This is a genomic window from Spirochaetia bacterium 38H-sp (assembly GCA_039023545.1).
In the GTDB taxonomy this organism is placed as follows: domain Bacteria; phylum Spirochaetota; class Spirochaetia; order Winmispirales; family Winmispiraceae; genus Rarispira; species Rarispira pelagica.
Genome location: JBCHKQ010000002.1, coordinates 444,131 through 461,491, shown reverse-complemented (window position 1 = coordinate 461,491; position 17,361 = coordinate 444,131). Strand labels below are relative to the sequence as shown.

Here is a 17,361-nt window from a genome sequence, read left to right as displayed (position 1 = left end):
CTGATTCTTCTTTACTGTATGCCTGCCGCAGGCAGGAGTCCCTGCGCCTTCTTTTATTTTTTTGATATATACGGCGCAGGGACGACGTTCGGTCTGTTTTATTATTTATTTTCTGGTATAAAGGCTTCCACTTGAGTCAGTGTATATATGCCGTTTTTAAGGTTATCCTGTATAAAAGGTAGGATTGTATCGATTTTTTCGCGTGTGTCTATGATGTCTATTATTACAGGCAGGTTTTCCGATAGGGCAAGGATGTTTATGTCGTGCATATGCCTGTGTTGCCCATAACCAAGGCTACCTTTGTATACTGTACAGCCTGCCAGCTTGTTTTTTCTTGATTCTTCTGTTATTGCATGCACCAGACTTGTATTGTGGTAGCGGGATTCTTCTGTTGTGTAGATTGTGAGTTTTGTCATTTTTTTCATGACGCCTCCTAGTGTTTTAATAGGCTTGTCCATAGTGCTCTTGCTGCAATAAGTCCGAGGAAGGCAAAAAGCAAGCCTGTTATGATTTGTATTCCTATATTGATAAAGCCATTGAGATATTGTCCCTGTCTTATAAGTCCTAGTGTCTCCACACTGAATGTTGAAAAGGTTGTAAATGCTCCCAAAAAACCTATGGCTGCAAAAACTCTAAGCTGGGGGGAAACGAGGCCTATTTCTGCGCTCATTGCAAGAAACGCAAGGATAAAGCTGCCTATTGTGTTTACGGTAAATGTGCCCCACGGGATTGCTCCGTAGAAGCGCTGGGATACCCATGAGGATACGCCCCATCTTGCGAGTGCTCCCAATGCTCCGCCCGCTGCAACAAGTGCAATGCTTATGAGTCTTGTCATTGTTATTCCTTGCTGTATTTTATATTGATTATTATACGCATTTTACTGAGTTTTTCTATGCCTTATATCATATTGTCTGGGTATTTTAAAGGTATGAGATGCTTGCGTGCTTGATAGCATTTTTTTGTAAGTGTATAATTGTGCTATGAAAAAGTAAGTTATTATTCTTGTTGTTGTTTCTCTATTGTTTTTTTCCTTCAGTTCTATGGTTCTTGAAGCTGTAAAGACAGGTTCGTCAGGGGAGCTTGCACGTGCTATAGAAGAAGGTGGCAATGTGGATTCTATGGATATTATGGGTAAGACAGCTCTTATGTATGCTGCAGAAAACGGAGATTTGGAGAAGGTTAGTCTTCTTGTTGAGAACGGAGCGGATATCGATTATAAGAACAAAAAGGAATATACAGCCTTAAGATATGCTGTAGAGAATAACCGTATAGAGGTATGCAGATATCTTATTGAGCATGGTGCTGATTTTGATTATAAGAACGAGTTTGGTTGGACGCCTCTTATGACTGCAGCTAAATACGGTCATTTTGATATTTTTAAAATGCTTCTTGAGTATGGTGCTGATATTGAGGCCAGGACTTAGAAAAGAAAAAAAAGTGTGCGTGATATTGCTCTTGAGAATGAGCAGTGGAAAATAGTAAAATTTATAGATAAATTATATACAGAAAAAGAGAAAGAAAATCCCGGAGAGTAATCTCCGGTCTTTTTATCTTGTCATACTTGTTTTTTCCTCATATAATCCGGTTATGACTGATAAGAACATACCCAGAGCAATACTTTTGTTTTCCTGTCCAGATTCCAAAGGCATTGTAGCCGAGGTCACACACTTTATATCAGTATATGGCGGTAATATAACGGATTCCAATCAACATAATGATTCTGAGACCAATACGTTTTTTATGCGTGTTGCATGGGACATTTCTGATTTTGATATTCCCAGAGACAAGATCACACAGGCCTTTGAGCCTATTGCTATAAAGTATAATATGGACTGGCGTATAGAGTTTTCTGATAGAAAAACACGCATGGCAATATTTGTTTCCAAGTTTGACCATTGTTTGTATGACATACTCCTTAGAAATAAAGAGGGAGAAATCGATGCGGATATCGCCATGATCCTAAGTAATCATAAGGATGCCGAGCCTATTGCAGAATACTTTGATATTCCATTTTATTATTTTCCGGTTAAGCGTGAGAATAAGACAGAACTTGAAAAAGAAGAAATATCACTGTTAAAGAAAAACAATATTGATCTTGTTGTTCTTGCAAGATATATGCAAATTCTTTCTCCTGAGTTTGTAAAAGAGTTTAGGAATAAGATTATCAATATACATCATAGTTTTTTACCTGCTTTTGCAGGTGCCAAGCCCTATCATAAGGCTTTTGAGAGAGGTGTAAAAATAATAGGAGCTACAAGCCACTATGTAACAGAAGACTTGGACGAAGGTCCCATAATAGAACAGGATGTTGTAAGAGTCAGCCATAAGGATGGTATACCCGACCTTATAAGAAAAGGAAGGGATATAGAAAAACTCGTTCTTTCCAGGGCTTTAAAGCTTCATATAGACCACAGGATTCTTGTTTTTAGAAACAGGACTGTAGTCTTTGATTAGGATTTGTTATGCGTATGGAAGTAGAGCAGAAAGCAAGAATAGAAGAGCCGGATAGTATCAAAAGAGTACTTGATAAAAAATATGGTTTAGGGATAGAAATAGATAAAGAAGACCAATATTACTGGATAGTTTCTGGTGATGATTACAATTCCCTTAAAAATTCTAAAAAAGTACGGCTAAGAAGAGAAAATCAGAAATGGACATGCACTTCAAAAGAAAAAACAATAGAAAACGGTACGGAAAAAAACAAAGAAATAGAATTTACAGTAGATGATATTATCTCATTTAAACAGTTTCTGGATTATCTGGGCTTCTCTTTTCTGTGTTCAAAACAAAAAAAAGGTTGGAAATATGTCTCTGATGATATGTGTATAGAGTTATGCAATGTGGGACATCTTGGTTGGTTTTTGGAAGTTGAGATAGTTACGGATGAAGATAATGTTTCTTTTGCAGAAAACAAAATAATATCTTTTATGAAAGATATGGGTCTTTCTTCCTCTATAGAAGAAAGACCATATTTGGAGCTTCTTTGTAAAGATAAAAATTAGCCTGTTTTTATTTTATTTTATTTCAGGTATTGACATATCCTTTTTTTTAGGGTATACACATAGCACCAAGCAACGAGCCAACTTAGCTCAGCTGGTAGAGCACGTGACTTGTAATCTCGGGGTCGTCGGTTCGAGTCCGACAGTTGGCTCCTGAGCGTGGGGAGATTCCCGAGTGGCCAAAGGGGGCAGACTGTAAATCTGCTGGCGTTTGCCTTCGAAGGTTCGAATCCTTCTCTCCCCAAAGCTGCCTTGATGGCAGCTTTTTTTTTGCCATAAATATTACTGTACCTTTGTTGAGTAAAAGCCTGTTTCTGTTGTATGCTATAATGTATGCTTGTCTGGATTGTTTTTTTTCTTGCTTTTCTTGTCCTGCTTTTATCTCTTTATCTTCCCGTAAGAAGTAGGGCATCTATTTCTGTTTTTTGTGCAGTTCTTTTTGTGACGGTTTTTTTGCTTCTTATCAGGCAGGAGGTGGCTACGGATAGGACAGCAAGTTCTTTATTGTGGTATTCTACTTTTGTATTTTTGCCATGGGTATGGTTTCTTGCAGTACTTGAAAACTCATATTGTAAGAATAATTTTAGCTATGTAGGAAGACTTGCTGTCCCTATTGCAGCGTTTGTGGTTATTCTGTTGTTTCTCTTTATTCCCGAGCTCATTGGTATGTCGGATAGAACTATATTTCTTGTAGCAAAATATATTGTGGGAATATTTTCCATATTTAGCGGGCTAAGTGCAGCCTTTATGCTGCATACAGATAACAGGGCATTCTTTAGAGTTTTTTCTGTAGTCGTATCTTCTTCGCCCCTTATATTTCCTTTTGCTCTTGCACCTTTTTTGTCTGTTGTCATGTACTCCCTTTGTCTTGTTGTTGGCATGTTCTCTCTTCTTGTTCTTATGCTCCACAGTGCAAGACATGATATTTTGCCTGTTGCACGTGAGCTTATCTTTGATGCTATCCCTGACCCTGTTGTTGTTTTGGATAATTCCGGAAAAATCCGTTTTATCAATCGTTCCTGCGAAAGGCTGGCAGCTGTTACTCTGGACGAGGTGAAACTAAAAGAAATAGAGTCGGTTTTTCCAGGTTCCGCAATATTTATGAATGTTGAAGCCGGAATAAAGAGTTTTGATTTTCAGCTTGGTTCTGTTCTTTTTAATGTCAAGGTTACATCTATAGAAGATAGAACCAGGAAAATTGGCACTCTTCTTTATTTTTCCGATGTTACGGTAGAAAGGAGTGCTCTGGAGGCTCTCACTCAAAGCGAGAAAAGATATCGAGATGTAATAAATAATATTACGGTTGGAATTCTGCTCTTGGGAACCGATTATGAGGTAAGGGCTCGCAACAAAAAAATGGAAGAATGGTTCCCTCTTTTCCCGTGGGATACAGAAGGTCTTCCTTGTTTTGGCATATGCGGGAAGGGTACGGATAGACCCTGCAGTGATTGTCCGGTATCTGCTGTTCTCTCTGATGGTAATTTACATCAGTCTGTTATAGAAAGAAACACTGCCTTTGGAAAACGCGTGTTTTCCGTTATTGCCACTCCGCAAAAAGATTCCGATGGTAATCTTATGGGGGTTATTCAGCTTCTTGAGGATATAACGGCGCAACGATATGCTCAGGATATACTGGAACGCTATAAATTTGTTGTAAATGCAGCACATGATTTTATGTCTCTTATAAGTAAGGATTATATCTATGAGGCTGTCAATGATTCTTTTTGCGAGGCATATGGCATGCCGAGAGAAGCATTTGTTGGTAAGCCGGTCAGAGAACTATGGGGAGATGATGTTTTTTTTAATAGAATAAAACCTCCTTTGGAAGAGGCTTTCTCCGGCAAACTGATTGTTATTCAAGACAGGTTTTCCTTTGGCAATCTGGGGGAGAGAGATCTTGAGGTTTCTTATAACCCCTACTTTGAAGATGAGGGTGTAACCCATGTTGCAGTTATAACCAGGGATATAACTGCATATAAAGAAGCTCAGAGAATAGCAGAGGAGGCAAAAAAACAGGCAGAAGAGGCAAATGCTGCCAAGAGCGCTTTCCTTGCCAGCATGAGTCATGAGATAAGAACTCCTCTCAATGCGGTTTTGGGAATGACAGATCTTCTTCTTATGTCCAATCCTCCTTCTGAGTTTAAAGAGTCTGTAAATATAATAAAGAGCTCTGCATCTTCTCTTCTTGATTTGTTAAACGATATATTGGATATGTCAAGAATAGAATCCGGAAGAATCGAGCTCGAAAATATAGGTTTTGATTTGGTTTCTCTTATAGAAAGAATATGGAAGATGTTTTTACCGCTGGCTGCAAAAAAAGGACTCGATATGAGACTGCATATTCCCGAGTCCATGCCCAGAGGGTATATGGGAGATCCCGTGAGGATACAGCAAATAATCGTAAACCTCCTAAGCAATGCTGTAAAATTTACCGATGCGGGCTTTATAGAACTTTCTGTTAATTTGTCCCATCTGTATGAAGAAGATTATGAGCTGGAAATCTCTATATCCGATACAGGCTCTGGAATAGCAGAGGAAAAGCTTTCTTCTATTTTTGATCCTTTCAGTCAGGCGGATTCTTCTATCACGAGACGCTATGGGGGAACAGGGCTTGGGCTCAGCATATCAAGAAAGCTTGCCACCATGATGAGGGGCACTATTGTTGCAAAAAGCCAGCTAGGAAGAGGGAGTACCTTTACTTGTAAGATCATACTTAAACATACCGATGTCATAGAAAAAACATATGATAAAATATCATCTGTAAAAACTCCTTCTAGGGTTCTAAGTATACTAGTAGTTGAAGATAATGAGTTAAACTCCCTTGTTGCAGAGAAACTCATAGAAGCAATGGGACATTCTGTCTATTGTGTAGAAAGTGGCTCTGCTGCAATAGAGTTTTTAAAAACAGAAAGAGTCGACCTTATTTTTATGGATATAGAAATGCCGGATATGGATGGTTTCTCTTGTACACGGGCGATAAGATCTGGAGTATCTGGGAATAAAGCATGCAGCATTCCTATTTTTGCTATGACAGCACATGCTCTTATTGAGGTTAAGAAAAAGGTGGAAGATGCAGGAATGAACGGAATATTGTTAAAGCCTGTAAGTGCGGATGAAATAGCTCGTATAATAAATACAGTAGCGGATGGGGATGCCCGGGAAAAATACAACAGAGAAGAAGCGGAAAACGCTTTGCGCTTTATATCCTCAAGTGCCAAGGCTCATGTTTCTAAGCACGATACAGCTATGGAACCTGTTTTTGATAAAAAAGAAGCTCTTCTCAGAATGGCGGGTAATCGAAATATGCTTGCGGAGTTTATGTCCGCATTTGTAAATAAAATTCCCGACAAAATCACTATGCTTGATGCACTTAAGGGGAGTTCTGAGATGTCGGAGATAGCACGTGCTGGACACAGCCTTAAGGGTGTGTGCGGAAATATAGGGGCAAAGCGTTGTGAGGCAATTGCAAAAGAACTGGAAAAAGCCGGTAAAGATAAAGATATAGAAGAAGCCGAGCGGCTTCTGGATTCTCTTATTGAGGCTTTAACAGAACTTGAAAATGTTTTAAAAAGAGAGTTGGAAAATTGGCGGAGAGTATAAATGGGTAAAAGTGCAAAATACAGTAAAGATAGAATTCTCAACTCTGCAGTGAGGGTTATAAGAAAAAAAGGGGTTGCCAACACTAGTCTTGCTGATATTGCAAAAGAATTGGGCATGAGTAAGGGAACTCTGTATTATTATTATGCTACAAAAAGCGATCTTATATTTGACCTTACAGAAAGACATATAAAGAGAATAACAGAGGAAATCATCTCCTGGGTGGATAAGATAAAAGACGATGCTCCTCCGGAAGAAATAATAAAGATAGTCTTTAGCCTGCTTCTCAGAGGAAACACACGAGGTCCAGTACACCTGTACCTCCTGCATGATGCAATAAGTGGTAACGAACCTCTTAGAAGAAGGTTTGTGCAGGAGTATAGCAAATGGAGAAATATTCTAAAGGATGCGCTGTCCAAAATTTTGCTAGAGAAAGAGGACATGGAAATTCGTTCTGCCATGCTTATGGCTATGATAGATGGATTGCTGTTGGAGAAACTTCTTGGTGTATCTCCGTTATATATAAAAGAAATAAGTTCTTTTATCACAAAATAATATGAATATTATAATCTTGGAAAATGCCGAAAAAAAGATTGTACTTCCTTCTGGAGATAGAAGAGCAAGACATATCACAGATATATTAAAAGCAGATAGAAATACCTCTCTCAGAGTGGGGGTAGTCGGCGGACTTATGGGAAGTGCTTTTATCAATAACATAACACCTGATTGTGTAGAGCTTTCTTGTACCTTTACAGACGAGCCTCCGCCGCTTCTTCCCGTGCGGCTTCTTGTTGCAGCTGTAAGACCCATTGTTGCAAAAAGGCTACTAAGGGACCTTACTGCAGCTGGCATAGAAAAGCTGGTTTTTTTTCCTGCAAAACTTACGGAAAAATCCTATCTTTCCAGCAACATTTGGAAAAACAATAACTACATGGAGTATGTTCTGCATGGCTGTGAGCAGGGCATAAGAACCAATTATCCAGATATACAACTTGCTCCGTCTTTAAAAAAAGCCATAGAGCTTGTATCCGGAGATATTCGTTTTATCTGTGATGAGAATACGCGGCAGGAATCTGTCTCTGCGCAAATCTCTGCAGGAATTATAAGCCTTGCCATAGGGCCAGAGCGAGGATGGACAGAAGAAGAAAGAGATATGCTTCTTGATAATGGTTATAAAAATCTCTCTCTTGGAAGCGGGATTCTCAGAACAGAAACAGCTTGTCATGTTGCCCTGGGTCGCATTATCGAACGTTTTTCTCTTGCTGGCTAAAATAATATCTATTTTTCATGCCGAACGCAGAGGACGCTCCTGCGTCCTCTGCTGCCTGCGGCACTGGAAGGGGGTCTTTTCACAGTATAATAGCCGAAGGCAGGAGTCCGCAGGACTCCGTTCGGTTAATATGATTTTGTGCGCTTTTAAAATCAAGGTAACATTGATGAGTTTATTATGTTATAATAATTGAAACAGAAGACGGAGGGATTATGAAAAAGATATTGTTATCAGTTTTTTTTGTGTTATTGCTCGCATCTTGCAGCCAGAAAACAGGAGAATACGGGCTTTCTGGACTTGCTGCACCCAAGGCAGAATCTCCGGCAAAGGAGTTTTCTCTTGCTTCTGATACACTTTCCAGGACAAATGCTGCACCTCCAGCTGAGGTTGCAATGGAAAGAAAGCTAATACGTCAGGGATATATTAGGCTTGAGGTTAAAGAGCTTGCTAATACTGCAGATGAAATCAAAAATAACATTACTGAGATTGGTGGTTATATTAGCAGCACAGACATGCGTGAGGATGAGGTCTATATGGAGCTAAGGGTTCCTGCAGATAAGTTTGACATGTTGTTTAAGGAGATAGGCGGACTCGGGAGAGTTCTTTCCAGTAACCAGAATGTAGAGGATATAACGGACAGTTATTATGACCTTGAGACCAGGCTTAAGAATGCCTATGTACTTGAAGAGAAGTACAGACAGTATCTTGGTCAGGCAAAGAACATAGAGGATATTCTCAAGGTTGAGCAGTATCTTAGCGATGTGAGAAGCAGGATAGAGAATATGGAAGCTCAGAAGAGGCGTTATGATAAGGATGTTAGTTATTCTATCCTAAGGGTAAATTTAGTACTACCGCCTGAGAAGACAAGCACTGCTTATCCTTCTTTCTATGATTATTTATCCGCTTTGTGGCTTGATGTGGTTTCGTTTTTTGTTGGTTTTGTATTTATATTGCTGCGTATTATAATATTCGGTATTCCTATTCTTGGTGCCGTGTTGTTTTTTTACTGGCTTTTGTGGGGTAAATTGGGGCTACTCAGAAAATTGCTAGTTGTTCTGGGGAGAGATAAAAAGTAAAAATAAAAGAAAGGCTGCCTGTTACGGCAGCCTTTCTTCTTGAGGAGATGCTATGTTCTAATCCTTATGCTTTTTATTCTTTTCTTCTTTATTTTTATTGTCTTCTTTCTCTTTTTCTTCTACATCTTTTAAAATCTTGTCCAATATTTTTGTTGTATTTTTAAGCTCTTTATCTTTCTTGTTTTTCTTTGTAAGTGTTTTAAGGTCATCCTTTAGAGATTTTACACTGTTAATCTTAAGTTCATAACTTGCTGCTTTTGTTGTTATTATAAGTGTATTGCCTTCTACTTTTACATTGCTTATGGATGCTTCTGCTATTACAGATGCAAGCCCCTGTGCAGGTTGTGTTGTAGCTGTTGTAGCTGTTGTAGCTGTTGTAGCTGTTGTAGCTGTTGTAGCTGTTGTAGCTGTTGTAGCTGTTGTAGCTGTTGTAGCTGTTGTAGCACCGCTTTCATTGGGCTGAGTACCATTGTTGTTGGAAGTTACAGGCTGAGAAGTTACGGTGGCATCTGTTGTAATACTTGCAGAAGAAGAGTCTATCGAAGAAATCCCTATTGCTGTGCTCAAAGTCCCAGAAAGATCGATTACCGTAACAGAAGAGGTAGCTGATGTTGTACCCAAAGTAGCAGAAGATGCAGTTGGCAGTTCTGATGTAGAACTTATGGTAACCGATTCCCCGGAAGATATAGACGTATCTATGGCGTCTGTTGTATTGCTTGTAGCCTGAGTGTCGGTAGATGTTGCATTGGTTGCAACTCTTTCTATCTCTGCACTTACAGGATTAGCACATGAAAATGATACAAATACAATCAGTATTACTGTTGTAATTATCATAATTTTTCTTGTTGTTTTCATTCCTTCCTCCATGGTTGGATTTGCTAACATAAAAGCAATAATTGTGCCAAGTTTTTATGATTTATTTTCTTTTATTACAATATTTTATTTTTGAGATGTTTTTAAACTTACAGATATTGTGAAAATTTTATGATAAATGATAGAATATTATGAAAAAATCATATTTTTTGGAGTTTTTAGAGATTTTTATTGATTGAGCTTCTGAGCAGGAATCATTGTTCCTATATAGTTTATAAAAAGCTGAGTACCTGTTGCAGATGCCGGTTCTCTTGTTGCATCCATGCAATAGCTAAACTTGTAGTTGCCATTTTTAAGCGGGATTATGGTGATTATGATGGGGGTTTTCTTATTAGATAGTGATAAGATTAGGTACCTGTCTTTTTGGGAAAAAGAAGCTTTATATGTTGTTTTACCGTATGTAAAACTTATACTTGTATTTTCTATCTTTATATTGCTTATACTTGCCTCCTTTTTGGGGTTGGCAAACCCCATTATCTGCCCGTTTTCTATTATCTGTATTAGTTCTGTTTTTAGTATCCATTCTCCGGAGATATCCTCCGCGTAGATTACAATTGGAAATAATAACAAAACAAGCAACAGATATGCTTTTTTCATACTAACTCCTTTATTTTACGATATTGTAACCTGTCTTTCTCTTTAAAACAAGCTTGATTTTGTATAAAAAAGGCCGGATCATATATCCGGCCGTTATTATGATATTATGATTATTAACCTAGAACCACTATGTCTACAGGAGGACGATACTTACTCAGCACAGCAAGAGCCTCATGGACAGGATGTTTTTCAAAATCAGAAATAAGCTTCTCATCTATATTGCCTGTTTCTGACTGAGGATACGTATTTTGCCAGAGGTTATAGTCAAACCTGGGAGCCCATTTTCTTGCACCTAACCTTGCTGTTGTGGAGCAGTTATCTACCATAAATGCAACTCCCTTATAGTGCATGTACGGGTTAAGAGAATCTACGGCTTCTATTATTGACTCATTGACTATTTCGGAGTATGCATGCCCTTTTTCTCTTAGAACATCAACCTGTGCAATTATACCTGCCACATAAACACCTGCTGTATATGGATCAAGAGGAATCTCGTTTTCATTACGTTCTTTCCTTACCTCTTCTCCCACTTTCCACATCTTTGTATTATCTATTGTGCGGAATGGAAATCTTTTGAGTCTTTCTCCTGCCATGATAACAGACCTTATCTCATTACCGCTTGCTACTTCCTCGTAACACTCAAGAAGTATCTCAAAGAGAGGACCATAAGCAGCACTGTATGCCTTCTGAAAGGTTTTCTTGTCCTCACCGTTAAAGCTTTCGTATAAAGCCTTGATTCCCTTCTTGGATATTGTACTGGATATGGGACCTGTTATTGTCTCAACCGTATGTTTAAAAGCCTCTTTCTCATCCATACCCTTGTCTGTATACCAGCGATAGAGGCTTTCCACTATACCGTGTACAGCACCAAGAAGTATACCACGTTCGCCGTATATATCGGACTTATATTCCATCTCCAGAGTCGTTGCAAAAACATAAGGTGCACCTATTGCTACAGCCCAGCCAAGAGCAATATCTGTTGCGCGTCCGTCAATATCCTGGACAACTGCAAAACTTGAGTTGATTCCTGCACCATTTACCTCTTTACCCTGTTCGTAAAGTCTTCTTACAGATGGTCCCATACCCTTGGGACATACGCCAACTATATTTATATGGGAAGGAAGCTTCTCACCTATGCTTTCGAGGTATCCTATGAGGAAACCGTGAGAAAGCCCTAGTGTGGCACCGCTTTTAAGTGCTGCAAATATTTCTTTGTAAAGCTGAGCCTGAGCAGAGTCTGCGATAAGAAGAATAAGGAGATCGGACTCCTTGATTACCTCCATCATCTCTCCCAATGTGCCGTTTTCTTCTGTAAAACCGGCTGCTCTTGCCTTCTCCATGGATTTGGAACCGGCTCTAAGTCCAACCTTTACCTTGATATCCGTACCCTCAAGAGAATCTCTCAGGTTCTGAGCCTGGGCGGGCCCCTGAGAAGACCAGCCAATAACACCTATCTGCTTGATTCCCTCAAATGCCTTGGGAAGGAGATGAAACTTATCTCTTCCTCCCTGAACAACATACTCTTCTGTACCTGCAAGCTTTATCTTTTCTTTCTTAAAGACTTTTGTTTCAAAATCCAGCATTGCGCTCTCCTTTAAAATAGTTTTATACAATATAACATGTATTTACTGTTGCGTAAAGTGATTTATATTGTATAATATATTGCATATTTTGCAATATGAGGTTTTTATGAATATAGAAGACCTATCCTGTTTTATTGCTCTTGCTGAGACATTGCATTTTGGCAGAGCCAGCAAACTTTGCAACCTTAGCCCCTCTGCCTTTTCTCGTGCTATTAAACGCCTGGAAGAAGAAACAAACAGCGTGCTTATACGACGCGATACAAGGCGGGTTGAGCTTACTCAGGAGGGCAGGCTTTTCTTTGACAGGGCACGGAGCATCATTGATACATGGGAAGCAGCCCGGAGCGAACTTGCCAGAATGAGCGGTATGGTATCAGGTGAGCTTAGTATCTTTGCCTCTGTTACTGCCTGCTACAGCCTCCTTCCTGGTTTTTTTACATCGTTTACATCCAGCTATCCTGACGTGCACATCCGACTGGAAACAGGGGCTCCGGCAGAGGCTTTACCTGCTGTTCTTGATGATCGTGTTGACATAGGAGTAATAGCAAAACCGGATTCTCTGCCTCGTGATGTTGATTTCTTTCCTGTTGTAGAAACACCGCTTGTATTTGTTGCGCCGGCGGCTGATTGCCCGCTTACCAGGGAGCTTAAAAGAAACGGTCCGCTTTCTCTCCCCCTTATATTGCCTGAGCGTGAGCCCGCAAGACTTCGTCTTGACAGATGGTTTTCTCATCAGAAGATGAGCCCCAGAGTATATGCCGAAGTTGCAGGTAATGAGGCAATACTTGCCATGGTCAATCTTGGGCTTGGCATAGGTGTTGTTCCTCGTCTTGTTTTAGAAAAAAGCCCTCTCAAGCAGGGTATAAAGATAGTGGATACTGAGCCTCCGCTTGAGCCGTACCTTGTAGGCTTTGCCGTAAAAAAAAGAAGAAAAAGTTTGCCTGCTGTTTATGCTTTTCTTGAATGTGTTAATAAATCTAAGTAAAAATAAACTTTATACCGAACGCAGCTTGAGCCAGGCTCAAGCTGCTTTTATTCTGACTTTCTTATTATGTAACCTTCCTCAAGAGGGGCATCTGTCTTGATATAGCCTTCGCGTTTATGTGCAATAAAATCTGTAGGATTTTTGTCACTATCAAGAAGTATGTAGCTTTTATCTTTTATCCCTATTATGTCCGGCCCTATAAACTCAAGCTCTTCTCCTACATTTATCTTGTTTTTGGGAATAATTTGCCAGATATTATCACCTTCTTTTTTTCCCACAGTACCCATAAATATGTGGCGGGGTGGAAACATTGTATGGTCTGCAGGTTTCTCTATATCCCTTTTACCGAAAAAGAATCCTGTAGAGTATTGTCTGTGGCTTACTTTATGGAGTTCTTCTTTATATTCTTGCAGGTTTTCTATTGGTTTCCCATCCAATGCGTCCAATGCTTTTCTGTATGCGCGGCTTACTATTGCAACGTAGTAAAGGGATTTCATTCTGCCTTCTATCTTGATGGAGTCGACTCCTGCCTGCTTTAGTTCTTCAAGATGGTCTATCATACATATGTCCTGTGAGGACATGATTGTTGTATATCCGTCGTATTCTTCTATTGGGTAGTATTCTCCAGGTCTTTCTCTTTCTTCCAGTACTCTGTATTCCCATCTGCAGGAGTGTGCACATGCTCCTCTGTTTCCAGAGCGGTCTGCCATCCATGCGCTTAGGAAGCATCTCCCTGAGTAGGCAAGACACATTGCTCCGTGGGCAAATGCTTCTATCTCGAGTTCTGGGATGTGGTCTTTTATGCGTTTTATTTCATTCAGGCTGAGTTCTCTTGCTGTTATTATTCTTTTAAAGCCCATATCGTAGTATGTTTTTGCTGCAAGGTGGTTGGTGCAGTTTGCTTGTGTTGAGAGATGCATGTCCGTGTCTGGGAAGTGTTTTTTCATAATAGGCAGAAGTCCTATATCGCTTATTATAAATGCATCTATGGGAAATTGCTTTAACTCATCTATTCTGTTTTCCAGGTTGTCTATGTCTTCCGGATGGAAGTATATGTTGAGTGCACAGTAGAGCTTTTTTTTGCCTTTTATTTTTTTTATTTCTTCTGATTGCTCAGCTGTAAAGTTGTCTGCTCTTGCTCTAAGCGAGAGCCCGTTGAGTCCTATGTATGCTGCATCTGCGCCGTAGTGATAGGCGTATCTTAGTTTTTCTATGTTTCCTGCAGGTGATAGTAGTTCCATGTTGTTAGGTTATGGTGTTTTTTATGGCTTGTAAAGCGGGCAGGTGGGCTGCCGCAGGCAGGTCTTGCCGCAGCTTTTCTTATTATTGTTCTTTTATTTGCTGCGGTAAGACCGTTCGGTATAATTTTCGGTTGCTTCTGCTAGGGTGAGTTTGCTTATTGTTTCCAGATCTTTGTTGTTGTTATGTTTTTTTATGTACAGCATGAGCGGAAGGAGTGTTGTCCAGAGGTTTTTTTGCTCTTTTTCAAGGTTATGGTAGCTGATTGATGTTTTTAAAGGGGGCAGGTTTTTTATTTTTTCTATGTATTGTGCTGTGATTCTTGATGTTTCTTTTTTTGAGGGGACTTGTGTGATTTGTGTTTGGCTACGATTCTTTGTTGTTATTATGTAGTGGCCTTGAGAGGGTGTTTCTATGCTGCATCCGAAGTTGATAAGGCTTGTTATCAGTGCGTTTTTGTATGATGTGAGTATGGGTGGGGTGATTGTGCCTGGCGGGGTTTTATCAAGGCAGGTTTCTATGAGGGCTGTCTGTAGGTTTGCATGGCGTGTTATGCGACTAAGATGGTATGGCCAGTGATAGGTGCTTCTCTGGTATGGAGTGATGTGCGGGTAGGCATAGTCTGCGCCTGCTATGTGGATTGTTGTAACTCCATTTAGGATTGCAAGGTGTGTTAGGGTTGCTGTGATGTTGCCTTGTGTGGGGTACGAGGGGATGTTGAGTTTTTCTGCAAAGTATTGGTGCAAGGGGTGTTTGCTTGCTGCGAGGATGGTTTTTTCTACTTTTCTTGTGATAGCAGGGGGGCTGGATAGGTCAAGTATAAGTGGATAGGAGGGGCTTATGCCTGTTATGTGGTATGTGCTGTAGTATTGGCAGTCCATGCTTGCTGCAAGTATAGGTGGTCTGTTTATGGCGTGTAAAAAGGGGAGTGCGCTGTCTGTGGCTACTATTGGAATGGATGGGAGTTTTGAGAGTGTTTTCTCTAGGCTGGGTCCTGCTGCTGCTATTATTATTGTGTCAGGTAAATTCGGTATTGTTGTGTTCTTTGAGAGATACTGGAGGTTCCTGAGACAGTTGTGATGCCATATTCTGCCAAAGTTGGCTTGAGTTGCTGTCTCTTGTGCTATCTGTTCTGCTAGTGCTCTGATTGTTTGCAGATTTTTGTCTTGGTTGTTTTTTGCTTTTTCTGTGGCTTGAGGCATTGGTATTATGCTTAGTTTTGTATTTATTGCAGGGTTAAAGGTGCTATATATGTGGTCTATGAGTTCTTCCTTCGTGGGTTCTACAAGAAGGCTTACTGCAGGATTTTCCAGTATGTGGCTTATGTCTCGTATTGCAAGGAGTGCTTTTGTTATTGTACTGTCATGTTCTATTATTGTTATGTGTTCTGTTTGTTCTAGTTTTAGTGCTTCTTCTATGTGATATGCTGCTCCCAATGCTGTTATTATGATATGTCCTGAGGCTTGGTTCCTTTTTATTATTTTTTCTGCTTCTCTTTGCGGGTCTACATAGGAAGCAAGGGGTTTTTTTATTTGTGGTGTTTCCAGTACGGGTATGGGAGTACCGTTTTTTGCGTTTTCTTTTTTTAGTCCAGGATTGGGAGATGTTTTCTTTAGCTTCTCATATGCAGAGGGGTTGCTTTTTTTTAATGTAATAAGGTTTTTTTCTTGTATCATTGCAGGTTATATTTTTCTATTATGTTTTCTATATATTTATCTATCTGTTGTCTGTATGCTTTGATTGTTTTTTCTGTTGTATCGCTGTTTTTTTGTATGTCGTAGTATATTTTTCCTCCTATTGCCAGTCCTATTTCTGTATGTTTTTTTTCTTTTATTGCTTCTCTTGCTGTTTCTCTTATTTCTTCTATGTATTTCTTTGCTATTTTTTTTCTTTCTGTACTGTCCGGTGTTTTTTCCTGTTTTATTCTCAATTTTTTTGTTTTTGCTGGAGAAGGGATTGTGTCTGTATTACAGAATGCCGGGATTTCTATAGGACTGGGGTTTATTCTTGTTATTTTTATATGTGCAGGTGGTGTGAGATGCGAGAACCAGCCTGCATAGGTTTCTAATGCGCGGTTTTTTCTCCAAGGTGTGTTTGTTATTCTTGTTGTTGTGTCGAGTATGCTGATGAGTTTTTTTGTAAAAAGAGGAGTAATTCTTTTTGTGTTTTCTTCCCATATGGGGTCAAAGCTGTGAGGACGGCTGTGTTGCTGCATATCGTATGAGGCAAGGTCCAATCCTGCTATTAGAATATGGTTTGTGTTGTTGTTTATGGCCAACTGCAATGCGGTGCCGGCTACTGTGCCGTGTGGCGGCAGGTTGAGATGGGGGTAGGGAAGAAGTGTTGTAAGCGGGGTTTCCAGAGCTGTGTGTTGTGCTATGGGTATTATGTTTGTGTTTTTGCATGTTTTTAGGGGGAGGGCTGCTGTGAATGCTGCAAAGAGTGGAACAGCAGGATCAAGGTGGACAAGATGTATTTTTGCATAGTGGTTGCCATCGGTGCTTATTGCAGCATCTGGTTTGATATTGCGAAAGGCAAGCGAGCAGAGGCTGGAAGGGAGTGCAATGGTGGTGTGTTGTATGGGGGTATCCAGAACTTTCTCCAGTGTAGGTCCAGATGCAAGAATAAGTATTTCCTCCGGCCAGCTTTCTATTGCTGCTATTTTTTCAATAAACAGTATGTTCCTTATAATGTTTTCAAACCATCTTCTACCGCTTGCAATGGATGTCAATATTGTTCCTGTTCTTTCTCTTATAAACTGGATAGCAGTTTCTTTTGCTTTTGTTGCTTCCTTTTTCCATATATTTGCCGATGCAGGCCATTCTATTATGACTATTCCAGGGATATCTCTGTCTTCTATTGTATGGTATAAAAAGTTTTTTAAATCATATGTATCGCCGGGAATCCAGTCTAGATGTCCGGTTGGGAGATTTTTATTGACAGGTATTTCCCGAGAGTAAAATATTCTTATTATTTTTATGTTGGTAAATCGTTTTTTTAGCTCGCTGTATATATATCCTTCTCCTGCTCCCATGAGTATTATGCAAGATGGTCTGTGTTCTTTTAGCTCCTGGATGTTATCCAGAAACCTTTCTGCTTCTTTCTGGGGATTATAGGCAGAGTGGAGTCTTTGTCTTGTCAT

The 17,361-nt window shown here is 39.8% G+C and carries 16 protein-coding genes and 2 tRNA genes; 10 read left to right on the top strand and 8 right to left on the bottom strand.

The annotated features are described in order from the left end of the window. Positions 1-101: 101 nt before the first annotated feature. Positions 102-425, bottom strand: a complete 324-nt coding sequence (locus WKV44_05965) for a DUF190 domain-containing protein (GenBank protein ID MEM5948081.1) — start codon at positions 423-425, stop codon at positions 102-104. An 8-nt stretch (positions 426-433) separates the two neighbouring features. Then, complete coding sequence (crcB, locus tag WKV44_05960) at positions 434-835, bottom strand: fluoride efflux transporter CrcB (GenBank protein ID MEM5948080.1); 402 nt, start codon at positions 833-835, stop codon at positions 434-436. A gap of 205 nt (positions 836-1,040) precedes the next feature. On the opposite strand from crcB, the gene WKV44_05955 reads away from it, so the two are divergent. The 9 genes from WKV44_05955 to WKV44_05915 all read left to right on the top strand — a co-directional run bounded on the left by WKV44_05955 (position 1,041) and on the right by WKV44_05915 (position 8,942). Next, positions 1,041-1,424 (top strand): ankyrin repeat domain-containing protein, encoded by a 384-nt coding sequence (locus WKV44_05955; protein MEM5948079.1) that lies wholly within the window; start codon positions 1,041-1,043, stop codon positions 1,422-1,424. 163 nt (positions 1,425-1,587) lie between these two features. Next, positions 1,588-2,454, top strand: coding sequence for a formyltetrahydrofolate deformylase (purU, locus tag WKV44_05950; GenBank protein ID MEM5948078.1), 867 nt, complete (start codon positions 1,588-1,590; stop codon positions 2,452-2,454). 8 nt (positions 2,455-2,462) lie between these two features. Beyond that, positions 2,463-3,002 carry a class IV adenylate cyclase gene (gene cyaB, locus WKV44_05945; protein ID MEM5948077.1) on the top strand — a complete coding sequence of 180 codons (540 nt, stop codon included), beginning with the start codon at positions 2,463-2,465 and terminating at the stop codon, positions 3,000-3,002. A 76-nt stretch (positions 3,003-3,078) separates the two neighbouring features. Further along, positions 3,079-3,151 (top strand) — tRNA-Thr (locus WKV44_05940). A 9-nt stretch (positions 3,152-3,160) separates the two neighbouring features. After that, positions 3,161-3,243: transfer RNA gene (locus WKV44_05935), tRNA-Tyr, on the top strand. An 89-nt stretch (positions 3,244-3,332) separates the two neighbouring features. Beyond that, positions 3,333-6,599, top strand: a complete 3,267-nt coding sequence (locus WKV44_05930) for an ATP-binding protein (GenBank protein ID MEM5948076.1) — start codon at positions 3,333-3,335, stop codon at positions 6,597-6,599. Next, a complete protein-coding gene (locus tag WKV44_05925) occupies positions 6,600-7,151 on the top strand; it encodes a TetR/AcrR family transcriptional regulator (GenBank protein MEM5948075.1) in 552 nt (183 codons plus the stop codon). A 1-nt stretch (position 7,152) separates the two neighbouring features. Continuing rightward, entirely contained in the window at positions 7,153-7,866 is a 714-nt protein-coding gene (locus WKV44_05920; GenBank protein ID MEM5948074.1) for an RsmE family RNA methyltransferase, read from the top strand. Between the two features lie 212 nt (positions 7,867-8,078). After that, positions 8,079-8,942 (top strand): DUF4349 domain-containing protein, encoded by an 864-nt coding sequence (locus WKV44_05915; protein MEM5948073.1) that lies wholly within the window; start codon positions 8,079-8,081, stop codon positions 8,940-8,942. A 57-nt stretch (positions 8,943-8,999) separates the two neighbouring features. Here the strand turns inward: WKV44_05915 and WKV44_05910 are convergent, their stop codons facing one another. The 3 genes from WKV44_05910 to WKV44_05900 all read right to left on the bottom strand — a co-directional run bounded on the left by WKV44_05910 (position 9,000) and on the right by WKV44_05900 (position 11,995). Then, entirely contained in the window at positions 9,000-9,797 is a 798-nt protein-coding gene (locus tag WKV44_05910) for a hypothetical protein (protein MEM5948072.1), read from the bottom strand. Positions 9,798-9,983: 186 nt separating this feature from the next. Further along, entirely contained in the window at positions 9,984-10,412 is a 429-nt protein-coding gene (locus tag WKV44_05905) for a hypothetical protein (protein MEM5948071.1), read from the bottom strand. A gap of 113 nt (positions 10,413-10,525) precedes the next feature. Next, complete coding sequence (locus tag WKV44_05900) at positions 10,526-11,995, bottom strand: ketol-acid reductoisomerase (protein MEM5948070.1); 1,470 nt, start codon at positions 11,993-11,995, stop codon at positions 10,526-10,528. A gap of 106 nt (positions 11,996-12,101) precedes the next feature. On the opposite strand from WKV44_05900, the gene ilvY reads away from it, so the two are divergent. After that, the gene (gene ilvY / locus WKV44_05895) at positions 12,102-12,980 is read left to right on the top strand and encodes an HTH-type transcriptional activator IlvY (protein MEM5948069.1); all 879 of its coding nucleotides are present in this window, start codon (positions 12,102-12,104) and stop codon (positions 12,978-12,980) included. Between the two features lie 47 nt (positions 12,981-13,027). Here ilvY and WKV44_05890 read toward each other — a convergent pair whose 3' ends face one another. The 3 genes from WKV44_05890 to WKV44_05880 form a co-directional block, all read right to left on the bottom strand. Next, the gene (locus WKV44_05890; protein ID MEM5948068.1) at positions 13,028-14,221 is read right to left on the bottom strand and encodes a U32 family peptidase; all 1,194 of its coding nucleotides are present in this window, start codon (positions 14,219-14,221) and stop codon (positions 13,028-13,030) included. A 93-nt stretch (positions 14,222-14,314) separates the two neighbouring features. After that, on the bottom strand, positions 14,315-15,895 hold the full coding sequence (locus WKV44_05885) for a 6-hydroxymethylpterin diphosphokinase MptE-like protein (protein MEM5948067.1): 1,581 nt from the start codon (positions 15,893-15,895) through the stop codon (positions 14,315-14,317). Next, a complete protein-coding gene (locus WKV44_05880) occupies positions 15,892-17,361 on the bottom strand; it encodes a 6-hydroxymethylpterin diphosphokinase MptE-like protein (GenBank protein MEM5948066.1) in 1,470 nt (489 codons plus the stop codon). Before WKV44_05880 ends, WKV44_05885 begins: the two co-directional genes overlap by 4 nt.